28 protein-coding genes are annotated in these 19,773 nt (G+C 63.5%); 11 read left to right on the forward strand and 17 right to left on the reverse strand.

Annotated elements, in window-relative coordinates:
• Positions 1–58 precede the first annotated feature (58 nt).
• The 4 genes from rsmG to ACE3SN_RS10675 all read right to left on the reverse strand — a co-directional run bounded on the left by rsmG (position 59) and on the right by ACE3SN_RS10675 (position 4,229).
• Entirely contained in the window at positions 59–703 is a 645-nt protein-coding gene (rsmG, locus tag ACE3SN_RS10660; protein WP_374529865.1) for a 16S rRNA (guanine(527)-N(7))-methyltransferase RsmG, read from the reverse strand.
• The gene (mnmG, locus tag ACE3SN_RS10665) at positions 700–2,547 is read right to left on the reverse strand and encodes a tRNA uridine-5-carboxymethylaminomethyl(34) synthesis enzyme MnmG (protein ID WP_374529866.1); all 1,848 of its coding nucleotides are present in this window, start codon (positions 2,545–2,547) and stop codon (positions 700–702) included. Before mnmG ends, rsmG begins: the two co-directional genes overlap by 4 nt.
• 100 nt (positions 2,548–2,647) lie before the next feature.
• Entirely contained in the window at positions 2,648–3,925 is a 1,278-nt protein-coding gene (gene mnmE / locus ACE3SN_RS10670) for a tRNA uridine-5-carboxymethylaminomethyl(34) synthesis GTPase MnmE (RefSeq protein WP_374529867.1), read from the reverse strand.
• A gap of 40 nt (positions 3,926–3,965) precedes the next feature.
• On the reverse strand, positions 3,966–4,229 hold the full coding sequence (locus tag ACE3SN_RS10675; RefSeq protein WP_374529868.1) for a DUF6489 family protein: 264 nt from the start codon (positions 4,227–4,229) through the stop codon (positions 3,966–3,968).
• Positions 4,230–4,358: 129 nt separating this feature from the next.
• Here ACE3SN_RS10675 and ACE3SN_RS10680 point away from each other — a divergent pair, with 129 nt between their 5' ends.
• Positions 4,359–5,054, forward strand: a complete 696-nt coding sequence (locus ACE3SN_RS10680) for a dienelactone hydrolase family protein (protein WP_374529869.1) — start codon at positions 4,359–4,361, stop codon at positions 5,052–5,054.
• Positions 5,051–5,449, forward strand: coding sequence for a nuclear transport factor 2 family protein (locus tag ACE3SN_RS10685; RefSeq protein WP_374529870.1), 399 nt, complete (start codon positions 5,051–5,053; stop codon positions 5,447–5,449). The genes ACE3SN_RS10680 and ACE3SN_RS10685 overlap by 4 nt, the downstream gene beginning before the upstream one ends.
• On the opposite strand, the gene ACE3SN_RS10690 is transcribed toward ACE3SN_RS10685, so the two are convergent.
• From ACE3SN_RS10690 to hemE, 6 genes are all read right to left on the reverse strand, one after another.
• The gene (locus tag ACE3SN_RS10690) at positions 5,434–5,985 is read right to left on the reverse strand and encodes an AAA family ATPase (protein ID WP_374529871.1); all 552 of its coding nucleotides are present in this window, start codon (positions 5,983–5,985) and stop codon (positions 5,434–5,436) included. The genes ACE3SN_RS10685 and ACE3SN_RS10690 overlap by 16 nt on opposite strands.
• On the reverse strand, positions 5,982–6,497 hold the full coding sequence (locus ACE3SN_RS10695) for an AAA family ATPase (protein WP_374529872.1): 516 nt from the start codon (positions 6,495–6,497) through the stop codon (positions 5,982–5,984). The genes ACE3SN_RS10690 and ACE3SN_RS10695 overlap by 4 nt, the downstream gene beginning before the upstream one ends.
• Positions 6,498–6,506: 9 nt before the next feature.
• Positions 6,507–7,763, reverse strand: a complete 1,257-nt coding sequence (gene rho / locus ACE3SN_RS10700; RefSeq protein WP_374529873.1) for a transcription termination factor Rho — start codon at positions 7,761–7,763, stop codon at positions 6,507–6,509.
• Between the two features lie 223 nt (positions 7,764–7,986).
• Positions 7,987–8,352, reverse strand: a complete 366-nt coding sequence (locus ACE3SN_RS10705) for a hypothetical protein (protein WP_374529874.1) — start codon at positions 8,350–8,352, stop codon at positions 7,987–7,989.
• Positions 8,353–8,390: 38 nt separating this feature from the next.
• Positions 8,391–8,837, reverse strand: a complete 447-nt coding sequence (locus ACE3SN_RS10710; protein WP_374529875.1) for a CopD family protein — start codon at positions 8,835–8,837, stop codon at positions 8,391–8,393.
• Between the two features lie 17 nt (positions 8,838–8,854).
• Entirely contained in the window at positions 8,855–9,877 is a 1,023-nt protein-coding gene (hemE, locus tag ACE3SN_RS10715) for a uroporphyrinogen decarboxylase (protein WP_374529876.1), read from the reverse strand.
• A 318-nt stretch (positions 9,878–10,195) separates the two neighbouring features.
• Here hemE and ACE3SN_RS10720 point away from each other — a divergent pair, with 318 nt between their 5' ends.
• The 9 genes from ACE3SN_RS10720 to ACE3SN_RS10760 all read left to right on the forward strand — a co-directional run bounded on the left by ACE3SN_RS10720 (position 10,196) and on the right by ACE3SN_RS10760 (position 16,200).
• Positions 10,196–11,026, forward strand: a complete 831-nt coding sequence (locus ACE3SN_RS10720; protein ID WP_374529877.1) for a pyruvate, water dikinase regulatory protein — start codon at positions 10,196–10,198, stop codon at positions 11,024–11,026.
• Positions 11,023–11,610 (forward strand): Maf family protein, encoded by a 588-nt coding sequence (locus ACE3SN_RS10725; RefSeq protein WP_374529878.1) that lies wholly within the window; start codon positions 11,023–11,025, stop codon positions 11,608–11,610. Before ACE3SN_RS10720 ends, ACE3SN_RS10725 begins: the two co-directional genes overlap by 4 nt.
• Positions 11,607–12,461, forward strand: a complete 855-nt coding sequence (gene aroE, locus ACE3SN_RS10730; RefSeq protein WP_374529879.1) for a shikimate dehydrogenase — start codon at positions 11,607–11,609, stop codon at positions 12,459–12,461. Before ACE3SN_RS10725 ends, aroE begins: the two co-directional genes overlap by 4 nt.
• Positions 12,458–13,072: a dephospho-CoA kinase gene (gene coaE / locus ACE3SN_RS10735; RefSeq protein WP_374529881.1), complete on the forward strand. Its 615-nt coding sequence runs from the start codon at positions 12,458–12,460 to the stop codon at positions 13,070–13,072. The genes aroE and coaE overlap by 4 nt, the downstream gene beginning before the upstream one ends.
• Positions 13,073–13,158: 86 nt before the next feature.
• Positions 13,159–13,842, forward strand: a complete 684-nt coding sequence (gene dnaQ, locus ACE3SN_RS10740) for a DNA polymerase III subunit epsilon (RefSeq protein WP_374529882.1) — start codon at positions 13,159–13,161, stop codon at positions 13,840–13,842.
• A 36-nt stretch (positions 13,843–13,878) separates the two neighbouring features.
• On the forward strand, positions 13,879–14,445 hold the full coding sequence (gene hpf, locus ACE3SN_RS10745; protein WP_374529883.1) for a ribosome hibernation-promoting factor, HPF/YfiA family: 567 nt from the start codon (positions 13,879–13,881) through the stop codon (positions 14,443–14,445).
• A gap of 103 nt (positions 14,446–14,548) precedes the next feature.
• Positions 14,549–15,010, forward strand: a complete 462-nt coding sequence (locus ACE3SN_RS10750) for a PTS sugar transporter subunit IIA (RefSeq protein WP_374529884.1) — start codon at positions 14,549–14,551, stop codon at positions 15,008–15,010.
• A 16-nt stretch (positions 15,011–15,026) separates the two neighbouring features.
• Positions 15,027–15,359, forward strand: coding sequence for a DUF1491 family protein (locus tag ACE3SN_RS10755; RefSeq protein WP_374529885.1), 333 nt, complete (start codon positions 15,027–15,029; stop codon positions 15,357–15,359).
• 211 nt (positions 15,360–15,570) lie between these two features.
• The gene (locus tag ACE3SN_RS10760) at positions 15,571–16,200 is read left to right on the forward strand and encodes a cell wall hydrolase (protein ID WP_374529886.1); all 630 of its coding nucleotides are present in this window, start codon (positions 15,571–15,573) and stop codon (positions 16,198–16,200) included.
• 66 nt (positions 16,201–16,266) lie between these two features.
• Here the strand turns inward: ACE3SN_RS10760 and xth are convergent, their stop codons facing one another.
• From xth to ACE3SN_RS10795, 7 genes are all read right to left on the reverse strand, one after another.
• A complete protein-coding gene (gene xth / locus ACE3SN_RS10765) occupies positions 16,267–17,043 on the reverse strand; it encodes an exodeoxyribonuclease III (RefSeq protein WP_374529887.1) in 777 nt (258 codons plus the stop codon).
• A gap of 142 nt (positions 17,044–17,185) precedes the next feature.
• Complete coding sequence (gene erpA / locus ACE3SN_RS10770) at positions 17,186–17,518, reverse strand: iron-sulfur cluster insertion protein ErpA (protein ID WP_374529889.1); 333 nt, start codon at positions 17,516–17,518, stop codon at positions 17,186–17,188.
• Positions 17,519–17,573: 55 nt separating this feature from the next.
• Positions 17,574–18,005: a CBS domain-containing protein gene (locus ACE3SN_RS10775; RefSeq protein ID WP_374529890.1), complete on the reverse strand. Its 432-nt coding sequence runs from the start codon at positions 18,003–18,005 to the stop codon at positions 17,574–17,576.
• A 66-nt stretch (positions 18,006–18,071) separates the two neighbouring features.
• A complete protein-coding gene (locus tag ACE3SN_RS10780; RefSeq protein ID WP_374529891.1) occupies positions 18,072–18,455 on the reverse strand; it encodes a ferredoxin in 384 nt (127 codons plus the stop codon).
• Positions 18,452–18,973, reverse strand: a complete 522-nt coding sequence (locus ACE3SN_RS10785; RefSeq protein WP_374529892.1) for an acyl-CoA thioesterase — start codon at positions 18,971–18,973, stop codon at positions 18,452–18,454. The genes ACE3SN_RS10780 and ACE3SN_RS10785 overlap by 4 nt, the downstream gene beginning before the upstream one ends.
• A complete protein-coding gene (locus ACE3SN_RS10790; RefSeq protein ID WP_374529893.1) occupies positions 18,892–19,362 on the reverse strand; it encodes a DUF2497 domain-containing protein in 471 nt (156 codons plus the stop codon). Before ACE3SN_RS10790 ends, ACE3SN_RS10785 begins: the two co-directional genes overlap by 82 nt.
• Before the next feature lie 57 nt (positions 19,363–19,419).
• Positions 19,420–19,773, reverse strand: a 354-nt coding sequence (locus ACE3SN_RS10795; protein WP_374529894.1) for a TolC family protein, incomplete at its 5' end; no start/stop codon positions are given.

Here is a 19,773-nt window from a genome sequence, read left to right on the forward strand (position 1 = left end):
TTGATCGCGGTCGTGGTCTTGCCCACCCCGCCCTTCTGATTGGCAATCGCTACGCAAATCACGGCTTTTTTCCTTTCCGGCCAACGAGCTTGCCAACAATCACCCCGGCATCGGCATCACTGAGCGACTGTTCCACGTGGAACTTGTGCTGCCAGCCCTTGAGTTCCTGCAATTCTTGCAGGGCTGACCGCCCTTTGGGCAACAGCCAGGTCGTGTCGACTGTGGACAAGCGTGCGGATAGATCAAGCAGCTTGGGCAGCGGCGCAAAGGCCCGTGCCGAAATGACGCGAAATTCGCGCGTCGGCATGAGTTCCAGCCGTGTCCCGACGACTTGCGCGCGATCCAGCCCCAGCGCGATTCGCGCACGCTCCAGCCACTCGACCCGGCGAGCGCGCGCTTCGACCATGACGACCTCGCATTCGGGTCGCAGCGCCGCGATCACCAGCCCAGGGAATCCCGCGCCAGTTCCCAGGTCGAGCCAGGGTGAGCATGTTCCACGTGGAACATAAGTGAGCAACTGCGCCGAATCGACGATGTGCCTCAGCCAGACCGATTCAAGGCTGGCCGCGGAAACAAGGTTCTGGCGTTGGTTCTCGTCCGCCAGCATGGCGACCAGCAATTCGAGCCGGCCCGCCGCCGCTTCGTCCCATTCGGGCAGCGCCGCGAGCCACTCACGCGCCTGATGTTCGCTGTCGAGGATCATGCCGCCCGCCTTCGCGCATGGACCAGCAGAGCTGCAAGCGCAGCCGGCGTGATGCCCGGGACGCGCCCCGCAGCAGCCAGCGTGTCGGGCCTGGCCTTGGACAGCCGCTCCACCATTTCGCGCGAAAGCCCGGGGATTGCGGCATACGGAAAGTCATCCCCCAGTGCCAGCTGTTCAGCCGCGCGCAGATCCTTGAGCTCGCCTTCCTGCCGCGCGAGATAGGGCGCATAGGCCGCATCTTCGGCCACTTCCTCGGCAAGGTCGCGATCAGTCAGCAAATCCGGGTCGAGCCATGGGGTAAGTCCAGCCACGTCCACTCCGGCAAAGCGCAGCCATTCGCGCAGGCTAAGCCGTCCGGCATCGGCACGTACCGGAAGCCCGGCACGCACCATTTCATGGCCGGTAGCGGTCTCGCCGAGCGCGGCATCGAGCTTGGCTCGCGCCTGCTCGCGCCGGGTGAACCATGCAAGCCGCTCGTCACCAATGCAGCCGATCGCCAGGCCGAGCGGCGTCAGCCGCGACGACGCATTGTTTGCCCGCAGCCGCAGACGGTACTCGGCCCGCGCCGTCAGCATTCGGTAGGGCTCCGAAACCCCGTGCAGCGTCAGATCGTCGATCATCACCGCCATATAGCTGTTTGCGCGATCGATCGCGGGTCCCTCACGGCCAAGCACGGCCGCTGCCGCATGGAGACCTGCAACCAGGCCCTGGGCCGCCGCCTCTTCGTAACCTGTCGTTCCGTTGATCTGACCGGCGCAATAGAGCCCGGGGATCGCACGCAGTTCAAGTGTTGGGCGCAAGGCGCGGGGATCAATATGATCGTACTCCACCGCATAGCCCGGCACGACCATCTCCACCGCCTCAAGCCCCTCCATCGTGCGCAGCATTTCAAGCTGGACGTCTGCGGGCAGCGAGGTGCTGATGCCGTTTGGATAGACCAGATGTGTGTCCAGGCCCTCGGGCTCCAGGAAAACCTGGTGTCCATCGCGGTCGGCAAAGCGGTGGATTTTGTCCTCGATCGATGGGCAATAGCGCGGTCCGGACGCGCCAATCGCGCCAGAAAAAAGCGGCGAACGGTGCAGGTTCGCTCGGATGACGTCGTGACTGCGCTGATTGGTGCGGGTGATCGCACAAAACACCTGCGGCAGCACTCGGCCGGCGCCAAGCGGCGACATTGTCCAGGGATCGGCATCCGACGGTTGTTCGTCGAGCCGCACCCAGTCAATCGTCCGCCCATCAAGGCGCGGCGGCGTTCCAGTCTTGAGGCGGGCCATCGGCAGACCGGCGCCCCGCAGCTGTTCGGCCAGCTTCTGGGCCGAAGCTTCGCCAATCCGACCACCGACAATCCGTTCTTCCCCGCGAAACAGCACGCCGCCAAGGAACGTCCCGGTACAAAGCACGATGGCACCCGCTTCGATCACAGTGCCATTGGCCAACTCGATCCCGCTCACGCGTTCGCCCGAAAAGCGCAGCGCCGCGGCTTCTCCTTGCACAAGGGTCAGGTCCCCCAGCCGCCCAAGCAGATTCTGAACCGCGGCCTTGAACCGCTTGCGGTCGGCCTGGATGCGCGGCCCCTGCACCGCGCTACCCTTGGAGCGGTTGAGCATGCGGTAATGGATCGCCCCCGCATCGGCGGCGCGCGCAATGATCCCGTCAAAGGCATCGACCTCGCGCACAAGGTGGCCTTTGCCCAGACCGCCAATCGCGGGATTGCAGCTCATTGCGCCGATCGCGGCAAGGTCAAAGCTGACCAGCGCGGTGCGTGCGCCCATGCGCGCGGCCGCCGCAGCCGCTTCCACCCCGGCGTGCCCGCCGCCGATGACGATGATGTCGAAGGATTGCATGGCTTCCGCCTTAGCGCAGGCCTGTTTCACGTGGAACAGGTTTGAACATCAAACACGCCGAGCCGACGATGTTTCACGTGAAACACATTAGCGGCTTGCTTCACTTGCCAATGCAGAAGCGCCCAAACAGCGTGTCGAGCATATCCTCGGTCGTGGTTCGACCGAGCAACGCATCGAAGGCAAGCCGCGCCAGACGCAGGCTTTCGGCCACCAGCAACGGATCGGTCAGGTTCGCGCCCGAATCGAGCGACTGCGCAGCTTCGGCAAGCAAGCGGTGTTGACGCTGGTTCAAAGCCGCCTCCCCCGGCTTGGGCATGACCTGCCGGGCAAGCGCGATCAGATCCTGGCGCAGGGCATCCATCCCCACCCCGCTCACCGCCGAAAGCCGATGGCGCGGCGCCGCCTTGGTCCGATGCCCCGCGCGGTCGGCCTGAGCCTCGATTTCCCAGGCCCCTTCCGGTCCCTCCCCTTCCGGACCAAGCCACAGCACAAGATCGGCGCTGCCAAGCGCAGCCTTGGCCCGCTCAACGCCGATCGCCTCAATCATATCCTCGGTCGCCTCGGTTAGGCCGGCCGTATCGACGAAGCGGAACGGCACACCAGCAAGCGCGACGGGATGGGTCAGAAGATCGCGGGTTGTCCCGGCAATCGGGGCGGTAATGGCCGCATCGAATTCAACCAAGGCATTGAAAAGCGTGCTCTTCCCGGCATTCGGTGGTCCGGCGAGGACGACCTTGAACCCTTCGCGCAGCACTTCCGCCCGGGGCCGGGCAAGCCACTGGGTGATCTCGCCCTCAAGCCCAACCAGACGCGCGGCAAAGTCCGGGGGGAGCGCGGCGACGTCGTCCTCGTCCGCAAAATCGAGCACGGCCTCGACCGCGGCCGACAGGACCAACAGCCGATCGCGCCAGTCATCGACCACGCGCGAGAACGCCCCGCCCGCCAGTGCGAGCGCGGACTGCCGCTGCAACTCGGTTTCGGCGCTGAGCAGGTCGGCCAGCCCTTCGGCTTCGGCCAGATCGATCCGGCCATTGGCAAAGGCGCGTCGGGTGAACTCGCCAGCCTGTGCGGGACGCAAGCCCTCGATCCGCACCAGCACCGCTTCCAGCGCCGCAACCACGGCGCGCCCGCCGTGGCAATGCAGTTCCAGCGTGTCTTCGCCAGTAGCTGTCTGCGGACCCGGCAACCACAGCGCCAGCACCCGGTCGATCACCTCGTCCCGCTCATCCCGCAGGGTCGCCGCAACGGCGCGGCGCGGCGGCAAGCGGCGCCCGGTCAGCGCCTCCATCGCCGCACCGGCCAGCGGCCCACTGACCCGCACAACCGCAATCGCCGCGGGCGGCGCTCCGCTCGACAAGGCAAAGATCGTGTCGGTCATGTGTCAGTCCGCCCCGGCCCCGCCAGGCAGAGCCCGATGCTCAATCCTCTTCCGACTTCTTCTTCGATGCGCCACCGGTAAAGGCGTTGCCGCTTTCCATGAACTGCTGGAACAGCTTCATCCCCATCTGGCCCATCGGTGCGAGGCCCTTGGCGATGTCTTGCAGCTGGTCCACGTTGGCCGCGCCTTTCATGCCCTTGGCGATCGCATCGACATAGAACTGGTTGGCCTTGGACACATCGGGCAAGCCCAGGAACTGCCGCGCTTCTTCGGGCGTGCAGTCGATCTCAACATGGACTTTCATAGTGTTCTCCTTGGGCGAGCAAATGCTCTCACGGCCCCAGTTCCCGTCTGCAAAGCTGGCATAGGCCCTTGGCAAAGTCCACGCCAAGCGTAAGGGTTCGCCAAACACGAAGATATCCGGAGCAAAGCGATGACTGAAACGGTCCAGATCCCCACGCTCGATGGCACTGCCACGATCCCCGCCTATGTCGCGCGTCCCACAGGCAAGCCCAAGGCCGCAATCATTGTCATTCCCGAAATCTTCGGGGTGAACTCCGGCATCCGCCAGAAGTGCGACAAGTGGGCCGCCGCCGGTTACCTGGCGGTCGCGCCCGACATCTTCTGGCGCTTTGCCCCGGGCGTCGAGCTCAATCCCGACGTGCCGGACGAATTGCAGGAAGCCTTTGGCTATTTCCAGCAGTACGATCCGAATGGCGGCGTCTACGATATCGAAGCGGCAATCCACTGGGCACGGCGCGAAGGCGCGGCCAAGGTTGGCTGCGCCGGCTACTGCCTCGGCGGCCGGCTCGCCTATATGGCGGCGGCGCGCACCGACATCGATGCCTCGGTCGGCTATTACGGCGTGATGATCGACACAATGCTGAACGAGGCTCACGCCATCGCCAACCCGCTGATGCTGCACATTCCGACCGCCGACCACTTCGTCGGTCCGGAAGCCCAGGCTGCAATCCATGCTGCCCTTGACGGTCATCCCAAGGTGACGCTGCACGATTACCTCGGCGAGGACCATGGCTTTGCCGCCGAAATGGGCGATCGGCGCAGTGAGGAAGCCGCCGTACTGGCTGATAGCCGCACCGCCGCCTTCCTTGCGGAGCACCTGGCATGAGCACGGCACACGCCGGCGTTGCGGCCTGGCACGCGTACATGAACAGCCAATGCGACGCCGCGCTGCTCTCTGCCCAGATCGCCGACGATGCGGTGTTTCACTCGCCGGTCGTACACACCCCGCAAGAGGGCAAGGCCAAGGTCATGATGTACCTGCTGGCCGCCGCCAAGGTGCTGGGGAATGACAGCTTCCGCTATGTCCGCGAGCTGGTCGACGGGCAGGACGCGCTCCTTGAATTCACTGCCGAGATCGACGGGATCAAAATCAACGGGATTGACCTGATCCGCTTCGGCGATGACGGAAAGATCAAGGATTTCAAAGTTATGGTTCGCCCGCTCAAGGCGGTGAACAAGCTTTGGGAAATGATGGCGGCGCAGCTTCAGGCGGCCGGCTGATCGCCCAGCGAGCGGCGCAGGAACGCCAGCCGCTCTACCACCGGAGCCAGCGGAAGGTCGAGCGGGTCATAGCCATAGCGACGCCAGGCGGCGGTGACCGCCTCGTCGCTGGCCACGGCCTGCTCCCAGTCCTGGATCCGCTCCGCATCCTGCACATAGATTGCCGCCCAGGCTGGCGCGCGCAGGATCGGGCCATCGTAGCGTAGCTGTCGACAGGCCTTGTCCACGCCGGCAGGCACCGACAGGCCTGAGACTTCAAGAAAACCGACCACATCGGGTAGCCCCCGGTCGAACAACACGGTTGCGCCCTGCCCTGCTGCGGCCTCGAACTCGCGCGCGTGGCCTTCGACCATGGCTTCGGCAAAACCCAGCGGATCAGCCTCGCGTAGCTCCACTCCGCCCGGCTGCTGCAGGATCCTGCGGGCCACTTCAGCCGAGGTGGCGAACCCGGCAACAGAGGCTGCATCCAGCAACGTGGTCTTGCCCGCCCCCGGCGCGCCGGTCAGTACGGCATGGCGGGGCAGAAGGATGGTCACGCGGTTGACGATCCGTTGATCCGCAAACCTCCGCCAGCGCTCCATTCAGCCTCAAGCGGCGGTTCCCACATCCCCTCCATGAAGTCGAACATCTGGCGGTCGACTTCCATGGCGAAGGTTTCGCCGCGCTCCTTGTTGCGGCGGTTGACGCGGTACCAGCGCTCGCCCGCGGGGACATCGACGAAATGAACCACGACGCTGAGCTTGGCTTCGGCCGCAAGCGCGCGGAACTTGTCGCGATGCACCTTCTTCGTGAAACCAAGGTCAAGCAGCGCCGGAACGCCGCGCGCAGCCAGTTGACGCGCAAGGGAAAAGATCTGCGCCTCGCAGCGGTCGATCCGCTCCATCATCCATTGGAACTGGATCGGCTGCGGGCTGTCTGGCCCGAACAGCCCGGTCATCCATTCGTCGATAGAAAACCGCACGCCGCCCAGCTCGTCGGCCAGGCGGCGGGCATAGGTAGTCTTGCCAGCGCCGGTGCAGCCGACAATCAGGATCATGTCGGCTGTCATGGTGCCTGCTTACTGATTCATCGTGGCGAAGAAATCTTCGTTGGTCTTGGAATCCTTCATCTTGTCGAGGAGGAATTCCATCGCGTCGATCGTGCCCATCTGCATCAGGATGCGGCGCAGGACCCACATCTTCGAAAGCTTATCCTTGCCGACCAGCAGTTCTTCCTTGCGGGTGCCGGACTTGCCGACATCGAGCGCCGGGAAGATGCGCTTGTCCGCAACCTTGCGGTCGAGCACGATTTCCGAGTTACCGGTGCCCTTGAATTCTTCAAAGATCACTTCGTCCATGCGGCTGCCGGTGTCGATCAGCGCAGTGGCGATGATCGAGAGCGAACCACCTTCCTCGATGTTGCGCGCCGCGCCGAAGAAGCGCTTGGGGCGTTGCAGGGCGTTGGCGTCGACACCGCCGGTCAGCACCTTGCCCGACGAGGGAACGACGGTGTTGTAGGCGCGGCCAAGGCGGGTGATCGAATCCAGCAGGATCACCACGTCGCGCTTATGCTCGACCAGGCGCTTGGCCTTTTCGATAACCATTTCAGCAACTTGCACGTGGCGCGTGGCGGGTTCGTCAAAGGTCGAGGAGATCACCTCGCCCTTCACGCTGCGCTGCATGTCGGTGACTTCCTCGGGGCGTTCGTCGACCAGCAGGACGAGCAGGAACACTTCGGGGTGGTTGTCGGTGATCGCCTTGGCGATGTTCTGGAGCAGCACGGTCTTACCCGTGCGCGGCGGCGCCACGATCAGCGCGCGCTGGCCCTTGCCCTGCGGGCTGATGATATCGATCACGCGGGCCGACTTGTCCTTGACCGTCGGGTCGAGCGTATCGAGGTTGAGGCGCTCATCGGGATAGAGCGGGGTCAGGTTGTCGAAATTGACGCGGTGGCGGACCGCTTCGGGATCGTCGAAGTTGACGCTGATCAGCTTGATGATCGCGAAATAGCGTTCGCCGTCCTTGGGCGCGCGGACCTCGCCTTCAACCGTATCGCCAGTGCGCAGGCCCCATTTGCGGACCTGGTTGGGCGAGACGTAGATATCGTCGGGACCGGCGAGGTAGTTCGCCTCAGGGCTGCGCAGAAAGCCGAAGCCATCGGCCAGGACTTCGATCGTCCCGATCCCCAGGATCTGCTCGCCATCTTCGGCCAGTTCCTTGAGGATGGCGAACATCAGGTCCTGCCGGCGCAGGGTTGATGCGCTTTCGACGCCCAACTCTTCGGCCATTTCGACCAGCTCGGCGGAGGTTTTCTTCTTGAGTTCTTTAAGATGCATTTTCGTCTCGTTCAGAGAATTTGGATCGTGCTGGCCGGCGGGTCATAGGGCTTGGAGAAAGCGGACCTTGGTGCGTGGCATGAAGAGCCAGCGCGTTTGCCGGGTGCAAGGCGCACATAGGCCGTGCGCGGCCTCAGGTCAATTATCGGTGCTCTTCCAGGTGCGGCAAAAGAACGGTTCAGCCACAATTACGCATCTGGTCGCAAAGTCAGCCCAAATCGCTTCAGCGTTGCACCCTTTGCACCTGCGGTACCTCAACGTCAGGCAACTGAGGTGAAACCTTCTTCAGATCGGCTTCACGCGCCAGGATCTCGGCGCTGCAGCGCCTGAGGTCTTCGACCAAGCGCGACTCTGTATATTCCGGATCCTGCAACAAGCTGCCGACATGTCCGGCCAGGTCGAAACCCGGCGAGCGACCATCGATCTTGCCAGCGAAGTATAGCATCGAAGACAGCATTTTTTCCTTGTCTTCGGGCTTCATTGCCAATGAATACATTGCGCTGAAGCTGGCTACGCAGTGCATATCCTGAAGGTCGGCATTGCTGGGTTGAACAGCGGCGGCAGCGGCAGCAATCACGACAAAAATCATCGTCTGCCTCCTCGAAACGTGCTGGATTTCGGGTGGTGTTATCCGAACGGCTTCAAAATTACCATGATCACGATCACCGCCGCGGCCATGCCCGGAACTTCGTTCAGCAGGCGCAGCTTCGTGCCGGTCAGGCGGCGTTCGCCTTTCGCCAAAGCCACGTGATAGCCCGCCAGCCAAACATGATAAGCACTGAGCGCGAGCACGAAGGCCAGCTTCACATGGAACCAGGGCTGGGCAAAGGCGCCGATCACCATCGCCAGGGCCAGCCCCAGCAGCCACGTGATGCACATCGCTGGCCACATGATGATCCGCAGCAGCTTGCGCTCGCGATCGGTCCACACGGCGTTCTCAGGCGATTCTGGAGCGGCTTCCTGATGGTAGACGAAGTAGCGCGGCAGCATGAACAGTCCGGCCATCCAGAAGATCACGAAGATCACGTGGCCAGCCTTGAGCCAGAGATAGGTCATCGCGAGTACCTCTTCCATTCAACCTATATAGCGGCTCAGCGCCAGCCGCGCACGATCCCCAGCAGCTCTGATACATTTTCGAGCGGCGTGGTCTGACCGATGCCGTGGCCCAGGTTGAACACGTGCGGTCGGTCGGCAAAGGCTTCGAGCACGCGCAAGGCCTGCTTTTCCATCTCCGCCCCGCCCGACAGCAGCAGCAGCGGATCGAGGTTGCCCTGCACCGGCATGCCCGCCGGCAATTCGCGCGCGGCCCAGACCGGGTCGATGGTTTCGTCGATGCCCACGGCATGAACTCCGGTCTCGCGGGCATAAGCGCCCAGCTTTTCGCCCGAACCCTTGGGAAAGCCAATTACCGGCACATCGGGGAAGCGCGCCTTGATCCGCGTGGTAATGGCCGCGTTGGGTGCAATCACCCAGCGTTCGAACTCGGCCGGTGCAAGGCTCCCCGCCCAGCTGTCGAACAGCTGCACCGCTTCCGCGCCCGCGATGATCTGGCCGGCGAGATAGTCCACGGTCACCTCGACGATCGCATCGATGATCGCCTGGAACGCCGCCCGGTCACGATAGGCCATGGCGCGCGTCTCGTGCTGGTCGCGGCTGCCTTCGCCATTGACCATGTAGGTTGCGACCGTCCACGGACTGCCTGCAAAGCCCAGCATGGTCTTGTCGGCGGGAAGCTGGGCCTTCACCAGGCGCACCGTCTCATAGATCGGATCGAGCCGCTGGGGCACGGCGCTGAGCGCTTCCAGCCCGGCATCGACCAATCGGGGCGAAAGGTGCGGACCTTCGCCCACCAGGAACTGCAAGTCCTGCCCCATCGCATAGGGCACGATCAGGATGTCGGAAAACAGGATTGCCCCGTCGAAGCCATAGCGGCGGATCGGCTGGATCGTGATCTCGGCGGCAGCCTCGCTGTCATAGACTAGGGCCAGGAACCCGCCCTTTTCCGCACGCAAGGCGCGGTATTCGGGAAGGTAGCGTCCGGCCTGACGCATCAGCCAGACCGGCCTGGGGCGCACGTTTTCACCGCGCAGGGTACGAAGGAGCAAACCGGGCATCGCGTGGGAATCCAATCAAATACAAATAAGATTCTATAAGGATGATGAGTGTTGTTGGCCTGTGGATAGCGCGAACAAGCGCGCCTTGCCTGAATTGTCCCGCCGTGAACAGGGGTAAGCGCAACCCGACTCGTTATCGCGACGCGTCAAGCACAGGTTATCCGCCTTATCCCCAGGCTGTGGGGAACACTTTCCACCTGTCCACAAGTGTCCTGCCAAGATGCCGGTAGCGGGGGTGGAATCCACTCCGGAACTTGTCCGCCGGTTCCTCCCGTGGTTTATGAGCGCATTCATCCACAGGACGGCCATAACCAGCAGATGTCCCGCCATCATCTCCACCTCCTGTCGGATTCGACCGGCGAAACGCTTGAAATGGTGGCCAAGGCTGCGCTGGCGCAGTTCGAAGGGGCGGATGTTACCCGGCATTTCTGGCCGATGGTCCGATCACAGCAACATCTTGACCGGATCATGACCGAAATTGCCGCCAATCCGGGTCTGGTGTTCTATACCATGTCGAACATCGAAACCCGCACCCGGCTGGAAGATCGGTGCCGCACGCTGGGCCTGCCGGTGGTCTCGGTCCTCGATACCGCGATCGAGGCGCTCGGTTCGGCGCTGGGGCAGGATCCGCGCGCCCGGCCCGGCAGCCGTCACGTGCTCAACGAGGCCTATTTCGCTCGCGTCGACGCGATCCACTATACCATCGCCCACGATGACGGAGTGCTGTGGGAAGACTGGGAGGAAGCCGACATCGTGCTCGCCGGGGTTTCGCGCACCTCCAAGACGCCGACGAGCATCTACCTCTCGCAGCGCGGCTACAAGGTCGCGAATATCCCGATCGTGGTCGAAAGCCCGCCGCCCCCGGCGCTGTTTGGCCTGAAGCATCCGCTGGTCGTGGGCCTGACCACTGCGCCCGAACGGCTGATCCAGGTGCGCCGCAACCGCCTTCTCTCGCTCAACCAGGCGCCCGAAACGGCCTATGTCGATCAAGACCGGGTTGGCCGCGAGGTTCAATTCGCGCGGCGCATGTTTGCCGACAACGGTTGGCCGGTGATCGATGTGACCCGGCGCTCAATCGAAGAGGCTGCCGCCGCGATCATCAACCTTTACAATGAGTTCCGCGCACCCAAGGATGCGGGCCCCGTATGAGCCTGATCCTTGCTTCGCAGAGCGCATCGCGGCGCGCGATGCTGGACGGGGCCGGCGTGACCTATCGCGCGCTCCCGGCCGAGCTTGATGAGCGCGCTCTCGAAGCCTCGCTCGGAGAAGCCGCGCCCGAGCAGATTGCTCTCGCCCTGGCAGAGGCCAAGGCCTTGGCCGTCGCCGCAAGCGAACCTGCTGCACTCGTGCTCGGCAGCGACTCGCTGGTCGAAGTCGAAGGTCGGCGGTTCGACAAGCCGACGAGCCGCGAGAATGCGGCCGAACACCTGCGCTTTTTCTCGGGCAAGGCGATGCGGCTCCATTCCGCCGCCGCCCTGGCGCGCGGCGGCAAGGTGGTGTGGCGCCACGCTGCCCTTGCGGTGCTCCATGTTCGACCCTTGAGTGAAGCGTTCATTGCGGACTATCTGGACCATGAATGGCCGCAAGTCGGCTATTGCGTCGGCGTGTTCCGGATCGAGGCGCGCGGCGTGCAACTGTTCGAAAGCATTGTGGGCGATCACTTCACGGTGCTGGGGATGCCGCTGCTGCCGGTACTGGGAGCCTTGCGGGACTTGGGGGAACTGCCGAAATGACTGCCTACGCCGAAGTGATCGGCGATCCCATCGTCCAGTCGAAAAGCCCGGCGATCCACAAGTTCTGGCTCGGCCAGCTCGGCCTGCCGCACGATTACCGCGCCGCCCATGTCCGCCCAGATGAGCTTGCGGACTATATCACCGCGCGCCGCGCCGATCCGGACTGGCGCGGGTGCAATGTCACCATGCCGCACAAGCAAGCCATCATGCCGCTGCTCGATGCCATTGATCCGCTCGCGGCGCAGGTTGGCGCGGTCAACACGGTGGTGCGCGGAGCAGACGGCAAGCTCACCGGCTACAATACCGATGTCGGCGGCTTTCTCGAACCGCTGCGCAATCTTCTCGCGCAAAAGCACCACTTCCGCATGGCCCGGATCCTCGGAGCTGGCGGAGCGGCGCGGGCGATCGTCTCGGCCCTGTCGCGCCAAGGTTTCGTGCTCGTGCTCGCCGCGCGCGATCCGGCCAAGGCGCGGGCCCTGCTTGACGAGCTGGCCAGCGGCAACGATCACCACGCCGTCGATCTTGCGCATTTCGCGCCGGAAACGGATTTCGAATTCGACGACCGTGAGGGCCTGCTTGACCTGATCGTCAATGCCAGCCCGCTCGGCATGGCGGGCAAGCCGCCACTCGCGTTCGATTTCAGCCACGCCCCGCCGGGCAGCGTGGTCTATGACATCGTCACCCATCCGCTCGACACCCCGCTGCTGGTCGAAGCGCGCAAGCGCGGATTTCCGACGATCGATGGATTGTCGATGCTGATCGGGCAGGCCGGCGAAGCCTTCGAGAAGTTCTTCGGCGTGGCCCCGCCGCGCGAGCATGATGCCGAACTGCGCAGGATCCTGACCCAATGACCGAGAAACGCCCCCTGATCCTTGGTCTCACTGGTTCGATCGGCATGGGCAAGTCGGCCGTCGCGGCAATGTTTCAGGGGCTGGGTGTGCCAGTGTTCGATGCCGACAAGGCCGTCCACGAGCTGCAGGGGCCGAACGGCGCGTTGCTTGAGCCGATCGAGCGCGAGTTCCCCGGCACCACCGGGCCGGACGGGGTAGACCGGCAAAAGCTGGGCGCCGCGGTGTTCGGCAATCCCGAAGCGCTCGCCAGGCTGGAGCGCATCGTCCATCCGGCAGTCGGCGCGATGCGCCACGAATTCCTCTCGGACAACCGCGATCAGCCGGTGATCGTGTTCGATATTCCGCTGCTCTTCGAAAAGGACGGCTGGAAAACGGTCGATGCCGTTGTCGTGGTTTCCGCCCCGGCGGAAATGCAGCGCGAACGCGTGCTGGCCCGCCCGGGCATGACGGTCGAAAAATTCGAACACATCCTTACCCTGCAAGTGCCCGATGCCGAGAAGCGCGCGCGCGCCGACTATGTGATCGATACCGGCACTTCGCTGGCTGAAACCCGGCACGCGGTGCAGCGCCTGGTCCATGCGCTGACCTTGCTGGAAGGCGATCCAGCCTGACCGGGTTGGCTAACGGCAGTTTGCTCGAAAAATAGGGAAAAGGCCCTCTTGCCAGAGCGCCGAGTCAGGCCGATATCAAACCTGTAATGCGTGAGATAATCTTCGACACGGAAACTACCGGTCTTGATCCCAAGAGCGGTGACCGACTGGTCGAAATCGGTTGCATCGAAATGGTCAACCGGGTGGTCACAGGCAACACCTTCCACGCCTATTTCAATCCTGATCGCGATATGCCCGCTGCCGCCGAAGCGGTGCACGGCCTGTCGATCGCCTTCCTCTCGGACAAGCCCCGCTTTCACGAGCGCGCGGGCGAATTCCTCGAATTCATCGGCGATTCCATGCTGGTCGCGCACAATGCCGGGTTCGATTTCGGCTTCATCAATGCCGAGCTCGAGATGTGCGGGCTCGAACCCGTCAGCAAGACGCGGATGATCGACACTGTGGCGCTGGCCAAGGTGCGCCATCCCGGCGCGAAGCTCAGCCTTGATGCGCTGTGCACGCGCTATGGGATCGACCGCAGCCATCGTACCAGGCACGGGGCGCTGCTCGATGCCGAACTGCTTGCCCAGGTCTATGTCGAGCTGACCGGCGGACGCCAGATCGGCCTCTCGCTGGTCGCCGACAATTCCGAGACTCTCGCCCAACCGGTTGCCGCACCGGCGCGCGAGCGAACCTTTCGTCCCGCCCGGCCGCATGCCGCAAGCGAGGCGGAACTGGCGGCACATGCCGCCTTTCTCGAAACGGTGAAATCGCCCCTCTGGAACGAATGAACCGCTTCGGGCTTTGACAAGAGGAGAAGGCAAGACATGGATATTCGCGTTTCTGGTCACCAGGTTGAAACCGGTGAAGCCCTGCAGTCGCACGCCCAGACCCGCATGAATGCGATCGCCGACAAGTACTTTACCGGCGCGCTTTCGTCTCATGTCACGTTCAATCGCGCCCCCGCCGGGGCATTTCGCTGCGATATCGTGACCCATGTCATGCAGGGACTGATCCTCAAGGGCGCGGGTATTGCCCACGATGCCCACGTTGCGCTGGATCAGGCGGCGGAGAAGATCGACAAGCAGCTGCGCCGCTACAAGCGCCGGATCAAGGACCGCCACGAAGCCGCAGCCCATGCGCTGCGTGCCGAGGAAGCGGCCTATACCGTCTTTGTCGGGCCCGACGAGGAAGCCGAAGAAGTCACCATCGATGCACCCGTGGTGATTGCGGAAACACGCGTTGACGTGCCGGAAGCCACTGTTTCCGATGCAGTAATGATGCTTGACCTGCGCAACACCAATGCCCTGCTTTTCAAAAATGCTGGCACGGGCAAGCATAATATGGTCTATCGCCGGGGTGATGGTTCAATCGGCTGGGTTGAACCTTCCTGATGCGCAAGGTAAAGGCGCGCATTTCCTGGTGAGGAGAGGGGCAGATTGGCGGGCTTGACCCGCTCTGTCCCTGTCCAAGCTAACTGGGACTGATAGCCCATTTATGACCGCACTTTTTCAACTCCAGCCAGAAGCAGTCGGCGTAATCAAGGCCGATAGCAAGCAGGCCATTCTCGAACAGCTGGCAGACCGTTTCGCTGCGGTGCACAGTCTTGACGCCACCCTCGTGCTCGAACGGATCGAAGAGCGGGAAAAGCTGGGCAGCACCGGCTTCGGCCGTGGTGTCGCGATTCCGCATGCGCGGATTCCGGGGCTAAGCCGTCCCGTTGCGGTATTTTTCCGGCTTGAATCGCCGGTCGATTTCGACGCGGCCGACGGAATGCCGGTGAACATCGTGTTCGGCCTGCTTTCACCTGAAGCCGCGGGTGCGGCGCATCTCCATGCCCTCGCCGCGATCAGCCGCATGATGCGCGACGATGCGATGCATGCTGCCTTGGCCGAAGCACCGGGGGCCGAGGCGCTCTACGCGCTCCTGGCCAATTCGATCGATCGCGACGCGGCCTGAAGCGGAACGGCGGGACGTGTCGCAGCGCCTGCCGGCCAGCCTTGAAGTATCGGCACTGGTGCGTCTGGTCGGCGCCGAAGGGGGCTTTGCGTCGGTCTTGCGCAAAGGCGAGCCCGATGCCGGCACAATTCTGGTCGTATTGACCGAAAAGGGCGAAAATACGCGGGTTTTTGAACGTATGCCGACCCTTGAGGGGGGGCGAAAGTGGCACCTCTCCCGCAGTGAAACCACTGATTCAAAACAGGAAATTGATGAATACCTGGCCCGCCGCGGTGATCAGGACGCCGATCTGTGGATTGTTGAACTGGATATCGCGGGTGGTGAACGGCTCATCGGATTAACAGACTGACAGGGTTGACTCTGTTGCACTGCGGAATCTAGGGGCGCGCACCTTTTACGTTCGTGCGTAGGCGGCGCGGGAAGCAGTCAGGTTTTCTTCGCTAGCACGCAGACGGGGGGCAGCCGGCAGGATTATCGGCTGGGGGCTTAACGGACCAAGGTCCGATCGGATCCTCAACCCATCCTGCGCGGGCGCGTCCACCGCCCAATGATAAGATTTGATGAGTTCGAAGCTTACCCGCGCCTCCGCGATTGCCGTTGGTGCCACCATTATCAGCATTCTTGCCAGCGCCGGCGGTTCGGGCGCTGCCGCACAGAGCCTTGCTCCTGCGGCGATCTATCAGGAACCGGTTATCCAGACCATTGCCCAGCCCGGCGCGGCGAATAACGCCCCGGCGCTGACCGTTGCGGACCAGGCCATCGATTCGGCGGACCGTCCTGCCTCGCTTGCCGAACTGGTTGCCGCCCAGCCGCAGCCTGCCGAACTTTCGAGCGAGCTCAACTGCCTGGCCGGCGCGATCTATTTCGAAGCAAAGAGCGAATCGCTCGAAGGTCAGCTCGCCGTTGGCCGCGTCGTGGTTGCTCGCTCCAAGTCGGGCCGCTTCCCCAATTCCTATTGCGGCGTCGTGTTCCAGCCCTCGCAGTTCTCTTTCGTGCGCGGCCACGCGATGCCGGCGATCCCGAAGGCTTCGCGCGGCTGGAAGAACGCCGTTGCCATTGCCCAGATCGCCCATGAAGGGACCTGGGCCAGCCCGGTCGAAGGCGCGCTCTTTTTCCATGCAGCCCGGGTTTCCCCTGGCTGGCACCTGACTCGCATCGCGCGGGTCGACAATCATGTGTTCTATCGCTGAACGCCGATTGTCTGCGGATGAATTGCAAAGGGCGGGCCGCAAGGCCTGCCCTTTTTGCATGCGCGGTCAGTCGCGGCGAAATTCTACCCAGACCGGGGCGTGATCGCTAGCCTTCTCCCGTCCGCGATGGGCCTTGTCGACCCCGCAGGCGACCAACCGGTCGGCCAGTTCGGGCGAGAGTAGCGCGTGGTCGATGCGGAAGCCATGATCGCGCTGCCAGGCGCCCGCCTGATAGTCCCAATAGGTCCAGACCCCGCCCTGTGGGTTGTGCAGCGCCAGCGCGTCGGTCCACCCGTCATGGCAAAGTCGCGCATAGGCATCGCGCGATTCGCTCTGCATCAGGGCGTCGTCTGCCATTGCAGCGGGTGACCAAATATCGTGATCATACGGAATCACGTTGTAGTCCCCGATGACCACCGCGGGCACTTCTTCGGCTGAAATCTCGCGCATCCGGACGCGCAGCCGCTCCATCCAGCGCAGCTTGTAGTCGAATTTCGGTCCCGGCACAGGGTTGCCGTTGGGCAGGTAGATGCAAACTACCCGCACCCCGAAGACCTCCGCTTCGAGGTAACGCGAATGTTCGTCTTCCGGTTCGCCCGCCAGCCCGCGCTGGACCTCGACCGGCGCAGTGCCATCGGCAAGGATCGCGACGCCGTTGAAACCCTTCTGCCCGTGCCAGATCGCATGATAGCCGATCTTGTCGAACTCCGCGGCCGGGAAGCCTTCGTCCTGGGTCTTGATTTCCTGCAGGCAGGCAACCGCCGGGCGGGTTTCCTCAAGCCATTCGAGCAACCGCGGCAGCCGCGCCTTGATCCCGTTGATGTTGAAGCTGGCGATCTTCATAGTGTGCATGGTCCGGCAAGGCTCGCGCCTTGCCTTGCACGGCACCGGCCCGCTCCCCCTGCCCAACCACCCCAATAGTATCCTGCCGGGTGGCTGGGCAGGGGGAGCGGGCCGGTGCCGCTCGAGCCGTCAGGCGAGCACATCATACGGCGAAGCTGGAGCCGCATCCGCAGCCCGAGGCTGCCATCGGGTTTTCGACGCGGAATGCCGCACCGCCCAGCGATTCGACGTAATCGACCACGCTGCCCGCGACCAGATCAAGGCTGACCGGGTCGACCACCAGCGTCACGCCGTCGGTTTCGACCGCGAGATCATCGCTTTCCGGGGCATCGGCGAGGCCGAACTTGTATTGAAAACCCGAACACCCGCCGCCTTCAACAGACAGGCGCAGGATCGCGGGCTTGCCTTGCTTGGCGGCAATGGCGGCCACGCGTGCGGCAGCCGAGGGGCTGAGGGTCATGGTTGGGGCGTCCATACCGCCGATGTAGTCCTTGCTGCCCTCAGCGGCAAGGACTCGCAGGTATGAGCGGTCAGGCAGACTGGATATAGCTGCGCATCGCCTCGGCTTCGCTTTCGATCCGGTCGATCCGGTATTTGACCAGGTCGCCGATCGAAATGAAGCCGACCATCGCGCCGCCGTTCACCACCGGGAGGTGGCGAATGCGCCGACGGGTCATCAGGCCAAGCGCTTCGAGCACATCGGTTGCCGGATCGACGGTGATGGCAGGCGCGGTCATCACCTCGCCCACGGTCTTGTCGAGCATGGCCGGGCCGTGCTGGGCCAATTGGTAGACAACGTCGCGTTCGGAAAAGATCCCGGCAATGGCGCCATTCGCATAGACTGGCAGTGCGCCAATCCGCTCCTCGGCAAGTAACCGCACTGCGTCGCCAACCTTCATGGTTGCCTCGCAGCTGACAGTTCTGGCGGAATCCCTGCCCGCAATCAGGCGCGCGATCGACATGGCCCCTCTCCTGCTCTTGTTATGGGCAGGAATGATGACACGAACCGGGATTGTTGGCGAGTCTGCCTATTTCGCCCGCTTGTCGGTCGGATAAAGGCGGTATTCTTCTACCGGCTGGCCACCAATGAGGTGTTCCTGAATAATCCGCTCAAGCACGTCCTGGGTGCATGAATGGTACCAGACGCCTTCGGGATAGACCACCGCAACCGGCCCTGCGGCGCAGATCTTGAGGCAGTCCGCCTTGGTCCGTGCAATCCCGCCATCGCGGTCGAGCCGGAGCTCCTTGAGCCGCTTTTTGAGGTACTTCCACGCTGGCGCGCCGATCTCGGCAGAGCAGCATTCGCCCTTCTGAGCTTCGGCGCACAGGAAGATGTGCCGACGGATGCCCTCGCCTCCGTTCGTTTCCAGCGCGGCGCGGGCGCGTTCGAGTTCGGCTTCGGGCAAGCTCATCCCCGCAGCGTCCATTTTGCCAGCAGTTCGTCGCGGAAGGCGTCGGGAATGGGGGAGGGCGCATCACCGTCGATGCACACGATGACCGAGCGCGCGAAGGCAACGTTGCGGCCGCCTTGGGTGAGCAGCTGGATCACCGAAAAGCTGGTCCGTCCGACGCTTTCGATCGCTGCCTGCACTTCGACCCCATCGGGGAAATAGCCTTGGGCGAGGTATTCGATCCCCATGCTCGCCACCATCGCCCGGCGCGGGGCGATCGCCTCGCGAAAGCCGATCGCGAAATTGAAGCGCACACGGCCATCTTCCATCATCGCCGCCAGCGCGACGTTGTTGAGGTGGCGATTGGGGTCGACGTCGGCGAACCGGGTCGTCGTTTCCTGGCGATAGGGGTAACGCGCGGGATCGAGCAGCGCGGGATCGGGACGGGCGATGGCGCTCAGCCCTTCTTGCCGACGATCCGGGCGATTTCCACCGCGACCATGCGTTCCACCAGCGGCGGCAGGTTCTTGTCCAGCCATTCGGCAAGAGCCGGGCGCAGCAGTTCGCGCACCATGCCTTCAAGCGAGGTTTCGCCCGAACGGACGATCTGCGGGGCGACCCCAGGCTGTGAGAGCATCGCGAGCGCGGCAAGCGATTCGCTGATCGAACTGGCGGCGGCGGGCTGCAGCAGGGCGGGATCCGAACCCTCTTCGCTTTCCGGCTCGGCGCTTTCGTCGTGATCGATGAAGCCGCTCAGGTCGAGGATTTCGTCGTCCTGTTCGGCAACGGCGGCGGTGCGAACCGCATCGACGCCGCGTTCTTCGCGCTGGCGGCGCTCGCTGGCAGCGCCCACGCGATTGTCGCGCGCGATCACCTTCTTGATCGATTCCAGGATTTCCTCGACCGAGGGTTCACCAACCTGGCGCATTGTTCAACCGCCCCAATTACCAAGAATGACGTAAGCCCAGCCACCGAACGGGCTGAATCACTTATGGTTAATTGAACCGTCCTGCGGCTTGGTGTCAACCGTGCGGGTCGCCTTCGCGGTCGGGGCCGGATCGCTGCTCCAGTCCCAGATGTTCGACTTTACGCGGTTGTAATTGTCGCCCGGATCGTAAAGCGCGCCGCCGTCGAGGCCGAGATCGCCCGCATCGGCCTTGCCCATCGCGGCGAGCAGGTTGAACCCGGCGACATAGGCATTGCGCTTGGCGGTGACGAGCTGGACCTGCGCGTTGAGCAGTTCGTTCTCGGCATTGAGGATGTCGAGGATCGTGCGGTTGCCAACGGTGTTTTCCGCGCGCACGCCTTCAAGGCTGAGCTCGGCGGCGCTGACTGCGGC

The sequence above is a fragment of the Novosphingobium sp. genome (genome assembly GCF_041915465.1).
In the GTDB taxonomy this organism is placed as follows: domain Bacteria; phylum Pseudomonadota; class Alphaproteobacteria; order Sphingomonadales; family Sphingomonadaceae; genus Novosphingobium.

Coding starts and splice junctions, on each gene's coding strand:
- rsmG (WP_374529865.1), bottom strand. CDS start 703: ATGATCCTCGACAGCGAACATCAGGCGCGTGAGTGGCTCGCGGCGCTG.
- mnmG (WP_374529866.1), bottom strand. CDS start 2,547: ATGCAATCCTTCGACATCATCGTCATCGGCGGCGGGCACGCCGGGGTG.
- mnmE (WP_374529867.1), bottom strand. CDS start 3,925: ATGACCGACACGATCTTTGCCTTGTCGAGCGGAGCGCCGCCCGCGGCG.
- ACE3SN_RS10675 (WP_374529868.1), bottom strand. CDS start 4,229: ATGAAAGTCCATGTTGAGATCGACTGCACGCCCGAAGAAGCGCGGCAG.
- ACE3SN_RS10680 (WP_374529869.1), top strand. CDS start 4,359: ATGACTGAAACGGTCCAGATCCCCACGCTCGATGGCACTGCCACGATC.
- ACE3SN_RS10685 (WP_374529870.1), top strand. CDS start 5,051: ATGAGCACGGCACACGCCGGCGTTGCGGCCTGGCACGCGTACATGAAC.
- ACE3SN_RS10695 (WP_374529872.1), bottom strand. CDS start 6,497: ATGACAGCCGACATGATCCTGATTGTCGGCTGCACCGGCGCTGGCAAG.
- rho (WP_374529873.1), bottom strand. CDS start 7,763: ATGCATCTTAAAGAACTCAAGAAGAAAACCTCCGCCGAGCTGGTCGAA.
- ACE3SN_RS10705 (WP_374529874.1), bottom strand. CDS start 8,352: ATGATTTTTGTCGTGATTGCTGCCGCTGCCGCCGCTGTTCAACCCAGC.
- ACE3SN_RS10710 (WP_374529875.1), bottom strand. CDS start 8,837: ATGGAAGAGGTACTCGCGATGACCTATCTCTGGCTCAAGGCTGGCCAC.
- hemE (WP_374529876.1), bottom strand. CDS start 9,877: ATGCCCGGTTTGCTCCTTCGTACCCTGCGCGGTGAAAACGTGCGCCCC.
- ACE3SN_RS10720 (WP_374529877.1), top strand. CDS start 10,196: ATGTCCCGCCATCATCTCCACCTCCTGTCGGATTCGACCGGCGAAACG.
- ACE3SN_RS10725 (WP_374529878.1), top strand. CDS start 11,023: ATGAGCCTGATCCTTGCTTCGCAGAGCGCATCGCGGCGCGCGATGCTG.
- aroE (WP_374529879.1), top strand. CDS start 11,607: ATGACTGCCTACGCCGAAGTGATCGGCGATCCCATCGTCCAGTCGAAA.
- coaE (WP_374529881.1), top strand. CDS start 12,458: ATGACCGAGAAACGCCCCCTGATCCTTGGTCTCACTGGTTCGATCGGC.
- dnaQ (WP_374529882.1), top strand. CDS start 13,159: ATGCGTGAGATAATCTTCGACACGGAAACTACCGGTCTTGATCCCAAG.
- hpf (WP_374529883.1), top strand. CDS start 13,879: ATGGATATTCGCGTTTCTGGTCACCAGGTTGAAACCGGTGAAGCCCTG.
- ACE3SN_RS10750 (WP_374529884.1), top strand. CDS start 14,549: ATGACCGCACTTTTTCAACTCCAGCCAGAAGCAGTCGGCGTAATCAAG.
- ACE3SN_RS10760 (WP_374529886.1), top strand. CDS start 15,571: ATGAGTTCGAAGCTTACCCGCGCCTCCGCGATTGCCGTTGGTGCCACC.
- xth (WP_374529887.1), bottom strand. CDS start 17,043: ATGAAGATCGCCAGCTTCAACATCAACGGGATCAAGGCGCGGCTGCCG.
- erpA (WP_374529889.1), bottom strand. CDS start 17,518: ATGGACGCCCCAACCATGACCCTCAGCCCCTCGGCTGCCGCACGCGTG.
- ACE3SN_RS10775 (WP_374529890.1), bottom strand. CDS start 18,005: ATGTCGATCGCGCGCCTGATTGCGGGCAGGGATTCCGCCAGAACTGTC.
- ACE3SN_RS10780 (WP_374529891.1), bottom strand. CDS start 18,455: ATGAGCTTGCCCGAAGCCGAACTCGAACGCGCCCGCGCCGCGCTGGAA.
- ACE3SN_RS10785 (WP_374529892.1), bottom strand. CDS start 18,973: ATGGCTGGACAAGAACCTGCCGCCGCTGGTGGAACGCATGGTCGCGGT.
- ACE3SN_RS10790 (WP_374529893.1), bottom strand. CDS start 19,362: ATGCGCCAGGTTGGTGAACCCTCGGTCGAGGAAATCCTGGAATCGATC.